Source organism: Kocuria sp. CPCC 205261, assembly GCF_040981025.1.
GTDB classification, from domain to species: Bacteria; Actinomycetota; Actinomycetes; order Actinomycetales; family Micrococcaceae; genus Kocuria; species Kocuria marina.
On record NZ_JAVKPU010000001.1, the window covers coordinates 60,389 to 72,230 of the forward strand.

Sequence of the window (11,842 nt, forward strand, 5' to 3'; positions counted from 1 at the left end):
CGAGGCCGGTAGGGTGGGTGAGGTGAGAACGACCCCCGAATTGCTGGCCGCCGTCGCGGCCGCGGCCGTGCCCGGGGTGGCCCCTGTGGCCACCGGTCCTTCTCCCGACGACGCCGCGGATTTCCGCTCGTGCGTGGTCCAGGACTCCGAGGGTCGCCGCTGGCGCGTCCGCAGTCCCCTGAACACCGAAGCGAGCATGCGCCTGGAGACCGAGCACCTGGTGTTGCAGGCGTTCACCCCGTCCGTGCGCTCGCGGTTGCCGTTCCACCTGCCCACGGTGGCGGGCTCCGTGGCGCAGGACGGGTTGCGCACTTTTGTCTACTCGCACCTGCCGGGTCACACGCTCAGCCTGCGGGAGTTCCAGCGGCAGAACGAACATCCCGAACCTCCCGTGCACACGCCCTCCCCGAGTGCGACGCCGCGCGCCCCCCTGGCCGTGCAACTGGGCCGTTCGCTCGGGTGCCTTCATTCTCTGCCCCGTGCGCTCGTGATGGACGCGGACCTGCCCGCCTACAGCGCCGAACAGTGCCGCAAGCGCATGCTCCACGATCTCGATCAGGCCGCGACCACGGGGCTGATCCCCGGGGACCTATTGCGCCGGTGGGAGGAGGCCCTCGAGGACACCACGCTGTGGCAGTTCTCCACGCGCGTGGTGCACGGGGACCTACACGAGGACAACATCACCGTGGACCACGGTTCACTCGCGTCCTTCACGGGGTGGAGCGATCTGCACGTGGGCGATCCCGCCGTGGACTTCTCATGGCTCGTGGGCATGTCCGACCCTGCGTTCGCGGACACCGTGATAGAGGCCTACTCCGTGGCGGCCGTCCAACCCCCGGACCGCCATCTGTTGCGCCGCGCGCACCTCAAGGCCGAGTTCGCGCTCGCGGAATGGCTCGTGCGCGGTGTGGACCGGGGCATCACGTCCATGGTGGACAACGCCCAGCGGATGCTCACGACCCTCGCGGCGGACGTGCGGGCCAGCGCGTCGCCGTCCCCGGGGGTGGCCGGTCCGCCGCCCGCCTCGACCGCGTCGGCCGCCGCGTCCGGTGCGGATCGGGCCGGCGACTCCGACGTCGACTCGGTGGACCGCACTGACTCCGACGGCCGCGCCCTCGACGGCGACTCCGCCCCGGACGGTCACCCCAGCGACGACGGCTTGTCCCCCGACCATCACTCCGGCGAGGGCGGCTCCTCCACCGGCGGTTCCTCCGCGGCGTCCGGATCCGTCACGCCCACCTCGTAGAGCGAGCTCACCACGGCCTCGAGTTCCGTCTCGTCCGCGAGGTCGTGGGGACGCACTACCAGGTCCGCGGCCACGTAGTAGAACGCCGCCGACACAAGCTCCACCGGGACCTCGTGCAACCGCGCGAACGCCAACCGGTACAGCGCGAGCTGCCCGGACTTGCGCTTGAGCTCCCGACCGTGCGGGATTCGCCCTGTTTTCCAGTCCACGAGTTCCCAGCCGTCCGCGGTGCGGAACACGGCATCGATCCGACCGCGCACCGTGAGCGACCCCACCGGGGTCTCCACGGGCAGTTCGATCGCGTAGGGCTCCAGAGACGCCCACGGGCTGTTCCGGAAGGTCTCGGCGAGCCGGGGCAGGTCCAGGTCCTCGTCCACGTAGTCGTCGGAACCGGGCAGTTCGTCCGCGTCGAAAATCGCGGAGTCCCCGAAGAAATTCTCAACCCACGTGTGGAACGCCGTGCCCGCCCGGGCCGCGGAGCCCGGTTTGCGTGGCATGGGTCGGCGCAGATTGCTGATGAACCCCTCGGGATCGGTGTCCATGGCCACGAGCGCGGACGCCGAGACGTGGGAGGGCATGTGCACGCTGCGGTCCTCCTCGGACGCCGCGCGGCGACCCAGCAACAGTTCGGCCTCGCGCCGCCACCGCGTGACCACGTCACCGGAGGGCCCCTGTGCCAACTCCTCGTCCGTGAGCTCGCGGGTGTCCGGGAAACCGCGCTCGGCCACGGCGCGGGCAGCGAGTTCCATGACCTCTCGGCGGCCCCGGTGTGCCGGAGCGATCACGGTTTCCATGTGCTCGCCGTCCGCGGAGCGTTCGGTGCGCACGAGTTCCGGTCCCTCCACGGGGTCGTACGGCCACAGCGCGCTGACCCGGGTGTCCCGCTGCGGGTTGGTGGCATCCGGTCCCGGCTCGACCCACGGACCCGCCTCGAAACCGGGGCTCGATCCCTCGACCAACTCCCGCGCTTCGAGCAAAAACGGTGAGGCCTCCTTGACCTCCTGGGCGGTGCCCCGGAACACGCTGCCGGAGAGTTCGAGCAGGGACTTGGCGCGCGTGAACGCGACATAGGCCAACCGACGTTCCTCGGCGAGGTCGTACTGTTCGACGTCCTCCGCGAACTCCTCGTAAGAACTCTCGAGTTCGCGCACGTCCGAGACGCGCGCATCCCACTGGGGCAACTGAGCGGCGTCGCCACGTAACGGCCACGGCAGCTTGGCCGCTTCCAGGGTCCACGCGGAGGACTTCTTGGAGGGGAAGTCGTTCTTGTTGAGCCCGGGGACGTAGACGTGGTCCCACTCGAGGCCCTTGGAGGCGTGGACCGTGAGCAGTTGTACGGCGTCCCGGCGCGTGTGCGCGGGCGGAAGTTCCAGGCCGTTCTCTTCGTGGGACGCGGCCTCGAGCCAGTCCAGGAACGCGGCGACGTCGTGCGTGCGGGTCGTGGCCGTGAACTGGACCGCCTGGTCGTGGAAGCCGTCCAGGTTGCGCCGCGCGTGCACGGGATCCTCCCCGGGCAGCGCGGCGAGTTCGATATCGAGGCCCAGCACGGTCTCGACCTCGTGGATCACGGTGGTCAGCTCGTCCCCGAGCACACTGCGCAGGTCTCGCACGTCCCGGCGCAATGCGCGCAACCGGCGCACGCCCTCGGCACTGATCCCGCGACCGCGCGAGGAGACCCAGCCCTCGGGGGGCAGTGTCTCGAGCGCCTCGATCAGGCTCGCGCGGTCCACGATGTCCGCCATGACCACGGGCTCCTCGGTATTCTCGCCGGTGGTGGCCGCGTCGTCGGCGGGCTCCGGATCCTCGCCGCGCGCGGCCCGCTCGTGGCCGCGCTCGAGGGCCACGGCCCAGTCGCCGAGTGCCGCGAGGTCGCGTGCACCCAGCCGCCACCTGGCACCGGCGAGCAATCGGGCGAGGGCGTCCGAGCGGCCCGGATCGGTGAGGACGTGGAGCATCGCGACGACGTCGGCGACCTCCGGGGTGTGCAACAGCCCACCCAGCCCGACCACTTCGTAGGGGATGTCCCGGGCTTCGAGTTCCAGGCGCAGGGGTTCGAACTGCGCGCGTTTGCGGCACAGCACGGCCATGGTGGGCATCTCGTCCGGGGCCTGGCCCTGATGCACGGCCCGCTGGTCGTGGATCGACGCGGCCACGGCCTGGGCCTCCTCGGTGTCCGTGAAGTAGCGGCTCACCCGCACACGACCGCGCACCGCACCCGGCGCCGGGTCCAGCGGCGGGACCTCGACCGTGGCCGCGGAACGGCTCCACGCGGGCGGGGTGCGCAGCGGCTCGGCCACGGCGTTCGCCACCTCGAGGACCGCGAGGCTGTTGCGCCACGCCGTGGTGAGGAAACTCGTGTCCGCGAACCGGGACGGCTCCACGTCCGAGGACCCCCGGACCGGAAAGTTCTCCACGAAACTGAACAGCTGGCCGGAGGACGCCCCCCGGAAGCCGTAGATGGACTGCTGGGGATCGCCCACGGCCATGACGCAGTGCCCCTCCCCGAACAATCCCGAGAACAGGGCCAACTGGGCGTGGGACGTGTCCTGGAACTCGTCCAGCAGGACCACCGAGAAGCGTTCCCGCTCGACCGTGCGCGCGTGGGGGTCCATCCGCACGATCCGTGCCGCGAGTGCCAGCAGATCGCCGTAGTCGAGCGCCGAGTCCACGCGCTTGGCCGCGCGGAAGCGCTCCACGAGCTGCGCGAGAACCTCGGTCTGCTCCATCCGGCGCACGGCGTCCTGCACCTTGCGCCCCGGGGACTTCTTCCGCCCGTCCGGAGGGGTGTCCAGGCACATCGCACGCAGCCGGCCCACGAACTCGTGGATCCGGCGCGGTTCCACGAGGTGCTCCGAGGCCTCGGACGCCAACTGCATGAGACCCGTGGTGAGCGTGGATGCGGCGGGCACGGTCGCCGGCAACGGGCCGTCCCAGCTCTGCACGAGGTCGTGTGCGAGTTGCCAGGCCTGGGCCTGACCGAGCAGGACGGTGTCCGATTCCACGCCCAGCCGAAGCCCGTAACTGCGTACGAGCGAGTTCGCGTAGGAGTGGTACGTGCTGACCGTGGGCTCCTGCGCCGCGGCCGGGGCGTCGTCGTCCTCGGGCTCGTCGATGAGTCCCGCGCGGCGCAGGTTCCGCAGCTTCTGGTTGATCCGCTGGGACAGTTCGCCCGCGGCCTTGCGCGTGAAGGTGACCCCGAGGATCTCGTCCGGGCGGGCCAGCCCGTTGGCCACAAGCCACGCGACGCGATCGGACATGGTGGTCGTCTTACCCGAGCCCGCGCCCGCCACGACCAGTCGTGGGGTCAACGGGGACGCGATCACCGCGGCCTGTTGCTCGGTGGGCGGGAAGTCCCCGAGCGCCTCCGCGATCTCGTACGGGGAGTACCGGACGTCCTGCGGTGAGCGGGGCTGGGGGGCGGAATCCTGCTGGGTCATTTCTCTGTGACCTGCCTTCCCTGGGCGCACAGCGGACACAGCCACGGGACGGAGCACCGGATCCCGAACCCGGCCTCCTGATCCGCGGTGTGCCGCGCTTCGAATCGCGTGCCCGCCACGAGGAGGGCCGCTTGCGTGATGAGGTCCCGCGCCCAGCGGTGTTCCTCGTCCAGGGGGTCCTGGAGTTGCACACCGGGCGACGCCGCGGGGCCGCCGAGCTGGACGAGCAGCGCTCCCCCTGGTTGGGCGGACACGGCGCCCTCGGGCAGCTCGATGCGCTCCGGACGTCGGGTTTCATGCAGATCCTCGGTGCGGGAGGCCTCCTGCATGGCCCGCCCGGCGCCGGCCTGCAAGGCCACCTGATACGCGCCCAGCTGCGGGTGCTCGGGGATGTCCTTCTTGGTCGGCTGGTGTTTGCCGGTCTTGAGATCCACGACGACGTGGCGCCCGTGGGCGTCCACCTCCAGCCGGTCCACGCGCCCGGTCAGCAGGGCGTCCCGGGCCTCGCTGCGCACCAGGACCTCGAAACTGCCCTCCACCGAGACGAGCTCGCGCCCGTGCTCGGAGCGCATCTCCCGCGAGTACTGCGCGAACTTACGCAACATCTTCTCCGCGCGTTCGAGCTCCTGCTCCCCCGTCCAGCCGTGGGGCATGCCCAGGGAGGGCCAGCGGCGACGCAGGTGCGCGATCAACTCGATGCTGTCGGCGTCCGGGAGTCGCTCGGCGATGTCGTGCACGAGCGTTCCCAGGCTGCGCCGCAGATCGGTCACCTCGGTGGCATGGGCCTCGCTCACGAACCAGTCGAGCGGGCTGCGGTGGATCGTCTCGATCGTGGACGGGGAGACGCGTACCGCCTCGTCCGGTGCGAACAGCGCGTCCTCGGTGGACAAAGCGTTGCGGCCCCACCACTGCTCGGGTGCGGCACCCGGCACGGGCTCTGCGAGGGCGGCGAAATCATGCAGCAGACGCGCGGCGGCCTCTCGTTCGTGGGCGGCCGCGTCCGGTTGCTGCACGGTGCGGCGCAGCGCACCCGTGAGCTGGCGCAACGTGAGGGGTTCGGGTGCGCTCAGTTCCTCGACGGAGATGCCGGGATCGTCGCGGCTCCCGCCGGCCACGAGGTCCACGAACTCGGACGGTTGCTCGTCCTGGCTGGCCACCGCGGTGACCGTGAGGCCGGCCGTGGCGCGGGAGACGGCCGTGGCGAACTGCCGCAGTTCGTCGAAGCGCACCTGCCGCAACCGGTCCACCGCGCTCAACCGTGTGGCCTGTTCCGGCCCGTGGTCCAGGGCGTCGGTGAGCACGTCCGTTCCCAGCAACTGACCGCGCAGGGCGGTGTTGGGCCACACCCCCTGTTGCACCCCGGCGACGACCACGTGCGCCCACTGCCGACCCGCCGACCCCGCGGGGGTCATCACCGAGACGTTGTCCTCCGCCGGTGCTCGGGCCGCCAGGGTGTCCATGGGCAACTCCTGGTGGTCCATGTAGTCCATGAACGCCCGTGCCGTGGCGCCCGGGACCTGGTCCACGAACCGCTCGGCGGCCTCGAACAGTCCGACGACGGCGTCCAGGTCCCGGTCCGCCCGCACGGCCTCCGCTCCCCCGGCCAGGGCACGACGCCGCCAGCGCGGTGCGACCCCGGACGCGTCCCACAGGGCCCACAACACGGATTCAGCGGTGGCGCCGGGCTCGTCCAGCGCCTCCTGACCGGCCTGGAGCATGTCAGCGACGCGCGCCGCGGAATCCGAGTGCACCTCCGCGAGCTCGAGCAACACACCGTCCGCGAGCGCCTGGACGAGGAGGTCGTCGCTCGTGCGTCCACCACCGGTACGCAGCTCGTAACCGCGCAGTTTCTGGCGGATCCGGCGCACCTCCATGGGGGACGCCCCGCCGATCCGCGACGTCAACAGGGCCACCGCGGCACTGGCCGTGAGCATGGATCGGTGGGCGGCCCGCTCACGGTCCGCGTCCTCGGCCTCCGAGCCTTCCATCGACGTTCCGGAAGCGGACTCGGGATCGTCGCCCGGTTGCCCACCCCGGCCCGGGCCGGCCTCCTGTGCTTCCTGATCAAGTGCTCCGTCCGGTTCCGCGACCGCATCCTGCGCCGCGAGCAACAAGCGCAGGGCATGCAGCAGCGGGATCACCGCGGGTTCCTCCCGCAAGGGGGTCTCGGCGGCGGACGTGGTCGTGGGCACGCCCAGCGCCGACAGCTGCCGGGTCAGCGCCGACAATTGGGAACCGCTGCGCACGATCACCGCCATGTCCCGGTAGGGCACACCGTGCAAAACATGCAAACGCAAGAAGTGGTCCGCGCACCAGCGCGCCTGGGCCGTGGGCGAATCGAAGAGCGTCGCGCGCACCGAACCCGGCGCTGCGGCGTCGTCGGCAGGGTGGGCGTCGTCGGCGGCATGGAGGGCGTCGGCTGTGTCGGCATCGGTTGCCTGGGAGGCGATGTGCTCGGTCGCACGGGGTTGCTCGGGAGCCCGCTGGACCCGGGCCCCCGGCACGACCGAGATGGCCCGCGCCACGCGCTGCCACGCCTCGTTGACCCGCAGCGGCATGCGGTGACTCGTGCCTAGCTGTAAGCGCTGCAGTGGCCGAGCGGGGGTGCCCACCCGGTCCTCGAGCGTGCGCAACAGGTCCGGGCGGGCGCCGCGGAACCCCTGGACGGTGGTGTCCGGATTGGCGGTGAACACGGCGTCCCGGCCCCGGGTGAGCACCCCGATGAGCCGGTGGGCGGACGGGGTGGCGTCCTGGAGGTCGTCCACGAGCACGACGTCCAACCGGTCCTGTTCCCGGGCGAGGAAATCCGGATTCTCCTCGAGGACGCGGGCCGCGCGGTCCACGAGCTCGGACGGGTCGAAGGCGTTGGGCATGCGCAGGGCGCGGATCTGCTGGTACTCGGCGCGGAACGCCGCCGCGCTGCGCCACTCGGGGCGACCGAGGGGTTGCGCCCAGCGCGCCAGGACGTCGGGCGCCAGGCGGTATTCGTTCATGCGGTCGAACAGCTCGCGCAATTCGCCGCGGAAGCCGCGCGTGCCGAGCGCCTGATCGAGTTCCGCGGGCCACACCACGGGGCTGCCGTACCCGGCAGCGTGCCCGCGCATCATCTCCGCAAGGAACGCGTCCTGTTCCGGCCCGGACAACAACACCGGTGTGGTGGTGACCCCGGGCAACAGGTCCTGGGCCTGTGCGCGGCGCAGGACGTCGAACGCGTACGCCTGCCACGCGCGTACGAGCGGCGTGCTGATGGTCGCGCGCGCACGGCGGCTGATCTCGTCCCGCAGCGTGGCCGCCAGTTCACGCGATGGCGCGAGCACGAGCAGGCGCTGCGGATCGGCTCCCTCGACGATCCGTCGCACCGCACCCTCCACGGTCACCGTGCTGCGCCCCGTCCCGGGCGCTCCCAGCACGAGGACCGGCCCGTGGTCGGCCGGTAGCTCCACGACGGTGCGTTGCGCGGGGTCCAGCTCCGGGTCCGCCCCGCCGGATTCGACGCCGCGGGGCGGGAGGACGCGCCAGGACGGTTCACGCTGCGTTCGCATGGGGTGATCACATCACGGTCATCCGACACGCATAACGGCCCGCGCACCGACCGGTACCGTGGTCGCATGGCTTCCCCGCACGACACAGGTGACACCGAACAGCCCGCACTCTTCGACGTGCCGCCCCCGCCACCCGCGGCGGACCCCGAGGAACCCGCCGCGCCGCAGCCCGAGCAGCCCACGCTGTTCGACGCCGCGCTCGAGCCCGCGCCTGAACTCACGCGGGACAACGCTGCCGGCACCCGCTCCGCGCCCTCACGCGACCGCGCGTCCGAAGTAGCACAGAGCGCCGGCGACGACGCCGTCGAGCCCGCGGCGACCGCAGCAACCGTCCCCCACGGGGCGGCTCGCAGGGAGGTCGGCGCCGCGCCGTCGTGGACCGCCGGCGAGCGCGCGGCGTTCGACCTCGAGACCACGGGGCGGGATCCGCAGGAGGCGAGGATCGTGACGGCGTCGGTGGTCCTCGTGGACGCCACTGGGACCGTGACGCGGGAATGGGAGTGGCTCGCCGATCCCGGGATCGAGATCCCCGCGGAGGCCGCCGCGGTCCACGGCGTCACGACCGAACGGGCCCGCGCCGAGGGCCGCCCCGCCGCGGAGGTCACCGCGCGACTGCACGACGTGCTGAGCGGGCTGTGGCGCGCGGGGATCCCGGTGCTCGCATTCAACGCCGCCTACGACCTCACGGTCCTCGCGAGAGAGAGCGAGCGCCACGGTCTGCCCGCCCCGGCCCCGATGCCCGTGCTGGACCCGTTCGTGCTCAACAAGCAGGTGCACCGCTACCGCCGCGGCAAGCGGACGCTGGGCGCACTGTGCGAGGAGTACGGCGTGGTCCTGGATGCCGCACACACCTCCGCGGCGGACGCGCTGGCCACCGAGCGGCTCGCCACCGCCCTGGTCGAACGGTTCGCAGAGCTTGAACGACCCGCGGAAGAGCTGCACGAACTGCAGATCGGCTGGGCAGCCGAGCAAGCGGCGTCGTTGCAGGAGTACTTCCGGCGCCGAGATCCCGAGGCCGTGGTGGACGGCACGTGGCCCGTCCACCCGCACCCCTGACCCCACCCGCACCGCTACAGCGACCGTCACGCGCACGACCGCGGCCGTCGCACTGCGCAACGACGACGGCGCGGCACCGCCGGGAACCACCCGGGCGGCGCCGCGCCGTCGTCGTACAGGAAAAGGCGTACAGAAAAGGCGGAGCGGATCAGCCTTCGGCGGGTCGAGCCTCCGCTGCCGCACGAGCCGCGGCGGGAAGGGCCGAGAGGATCCGGTCCATGGCCGAATCGTCGTGCGCCGCGGAGAGGAACCACGCCTCGAAGACCGAGGGCGGGAGGTAGACCCCGGCATCCAGCATGGAGTGGAAGAACGGCGTGTACCGGAAGCTCTCCTGAGCCTTGGCGTCCGCGTAGTCGTGCACCCCGCGGGCACCGGTCCCGAAGGCCACCGAGAACAGGTTGCCGGCCACCTGGATCGAGTGATCGACCCCGGCGGCATCGAGGGCCTCGTGCACCCCCGCCTGCAGCTGCTCGGAACGGCGGTCGATGGTCTGATACGCGATCCGGTCCGCGCACTTGAGCGTCGCGATCCCCGCGGCCATAGCCACGGGGTTCCCGGACAGCGTGCCCGCCTGGTACACCGGGCCCATGGGGGCCAGGTACTCCATGATCTCGCGGCGCCCGCCCAGTGCGGCGGTGGGCAGTCCCCCGCCGATGACCTTGCCGAACGTGAACAGGTCCGGGACCCAGTCCTCGCCGTTCTGGTTGCTGAGCCCCCAGTACCCGGCCTCGTGGACGCGGAAGCCCGTGAGCACCTCGTCCAGAATCATCAGGGCGCCGTTGTCCCGGGTGATCCGACGGATGTGCTCGTTGAAGTCGTTCTCCGGGGTGACCACGCCCATGTTGCACGGAGCGGCCTCGGTGATCACCGCGGCGATCTCACCGGGGTGCTCGGCGAAGACGGTCTCGAGCGCCGCGACGTCGTTGTAGGCCACCACGAGCGTCTGGGCGGCGGTGGCCTCGGTGACTCCCGCGGAACCCGGCAGGGCCAGGGTCGCGACACCGGAACCGGCCTCCGACAGGAGCGAATCCACGTGACCGTGGTAGCACCCGGCGAACTTGACCACCAGGTCGCGGCCCGTGAACCCGCGGGCCAGGCGCAGCGCCGTCATGGTGGCCTCGGTGCCCGTGGAGACCATGCGGATTTCCTCGAGCGGGGCCACGCGGTCCACCACGAGCTCGGCGAGTTCGGTCTCACCGCGCGTGGTGGCGCCGAAACCGAGACCGCGCTCCACGGCCTCGTGGACGGCCTCTGTTACCACGGGATGCGCGTGACCGATCAGCGCGGGGCCCCACGAGCACACCAGGTCCACGTACTCGCGCCCGTCCACGTCCGTGAGGTACGGGCCCTTGGCCGCGGCGATGAACGGCGGGGTACCGCCCACGGAGTTGAACGCGCGCACGGGCGAGTTGACGCCCCCGGGCATGACGCGCTGGGCGCGGTCGAACAGTTCTTGCGAAACACTCATGAGATCACTTCATTCCTTTCGCCGGGAGGCTCTCCCGGTGGGACCGTGCCGCGCGACGGCGCGGGCGCGGGGGTTCTGGGGTTACCTGCCGTTCTCCTCGTGGAACCAGCGAGCGAGCTCGGTCGCGTAGTAGGTCAGGATCGAGTTGGCCCCGGCGCGCTTGATGGACAGCACGGACTCGCGGATCGCGGCGTCGCGGTTGATCCAGCCGTTCGCCGCGGCGGCCTCGATCATCGCGTACTCACCCGAGATCTGGTACGCCGAGACCGGCACGGGGGACGCGTCCGCGACCTCGCGCAGGATGTCCAGATAGCTCATGGCCGGCTTGACCATGACCATGTCCGCGCCCTCGTCCAGGTCCAGCTGCAGCTCCAGCAGGGCCTCCCGGCGGTTCGCAGGATCCATCTGATAGGTTTTGCGGTCACCCGTGAGCGTGGAGTCCACGGCCTCGCGGAACGGGCCGTAGAACGCGGACGAGTACTTGGCGCTGTAGGCGAGGATCGACACGTCCTCGCGGCCCGCAGCGTCCAGTGCCGCGCGGATCACGCCCACCTGGCCGTCCATCATCCCGGAGGGTCCCAGCATGTGGGCGCCGGCCTCGGCCTGGGCCAGGCCCATGCGGCCGTAGATCTCCAGGGTGCGATCGTTGTCCACGCGGCCCTGATCATCCAGCACACCGCAGTGGCCGTGATCGGTGAACTCGTCCAGGCACAGGTCCGACATGACCACGATGTCGTCCCCCACCTCGTCACGCACGGCACGGATCCCGCGGTTGAGGATGCCGTCCGGGTCCAGCGCGGCGGAGCCCTCTGCGTCGCGGATCTGCGGGATCCCGAACAACATGAAGCCGCCCAGCCCCAGCTCCACGGCTTCGGCGGCCGCGCGCTTGAGAGAGTCCATGTTGTGCTGCACCACACCGGGCATCGAGGCCAGGGGCTGCGGCTCGTCGAGTCCTTCCTTGACGAACACGGGCAGGATCAGCTCGGACGGCGTCACGCGGGTCTCCGCGGTGAACCGGCGCATGGCCGGGGTACTGCGCAGTCTGCGGGGCCGTGACACGAGGTCGTACGACACGTCATGGTCGGTCATGGTT

General features: G+C 71.2%; 5 protein-coding genes and 1 pseudogene. 2 read left to right on the plus strand and 4 right to left on the minus strand.

Going from position 1 to position 11,842, the window contains the following annotated elements; genetic code table 11:
* Positions 1-22 precede the first annotated feature (22 nt).
* Entirely contained in the window at positions 23-1,246 is a 1,224-nt protein-coding gene (locus RF646_RS00245) for a macrolide 2'-phosphotransferase (protein WP_367404192.1), read from the plus strand.
* On the opposite strand, the gene RF646_RS00250 is transcribed toward RF646_RS00245, so the two are convergent.
* Positions 1,174-4,683, minus strand: a complete 3,510-nt coding sequence (locus RF646_RS00250; protein ID WP_368834896.1) for a UvrD-helicase domain-containing protein — start codon at positions 4,681-4,683, stop codon at positions 1,174-1,176. The two genes, RF646_RS00245 and RF646_RS00250, sit on opposite strands and share 73 nt — an antisense overlap.
* The gene (locus tag RF646_RS00255; RefSeq protein ID WP_368834897.1) at positions 4,680-8,225 is read right to left on the minus strand and encodes a PD-(D/E)XK nuclease family protein; all 3,546 of its coding nucleotides are present in this window, start codon (positions 8,223-8,225) and stop codon (positions 4,680-4,682) included. Before RF646_RS00255 ends, RF646_RS00250 begins: the two co-directional genes overlap by 4 nt.
* A gap of 384 nt (positions 8,226-8,609) precedes the next feature.
* On the opposite strand from RF646_RS00255, the pseudogene RF646_RS00260 reads away from it, so the two are divergent.
* Positions 8,610-9,281: pseudogene (locus RF646_RS00260) on the plus strand (3'-5' exonuclease); the annotation flags it as partial.
* Between the two features lie 148 nt (positions 9,282-9,429).
* Here RF646_RS00260 and hemL read toward each other — a convergent pair.
* Together hemL and hemB are read right to left on the minus strand one after the other, a co-directional pair.
* Positions 9,430-10,749 (minus strand): glutamate-1-semialdehyde 2,1-aminomutase, encoded by a 1,320-nt coding sequence (gene hemL, locus RF646_RS00265; RefSeq protein ID WP_064846089.1) that lies wholly within the window; start codon positions 10,747-10,749, stop codon positions 9,430-9,432.
* Between the two features lie 81 nt (positions 10,750-10,830).
* On the minus strand, positions 10,831-11,838 hold the full coding sequence (gene hemB, locus RF646_RS00270; RefSeq protein WP_085107670.1) for a porphobilinogen synthase: 1,008 nt from the start codon (positions 11,836-11,838) through the stop codon (positions 10,831-10,833).
* Positions 11,839-11,842 lie beyond the last annotated feature (4 nt).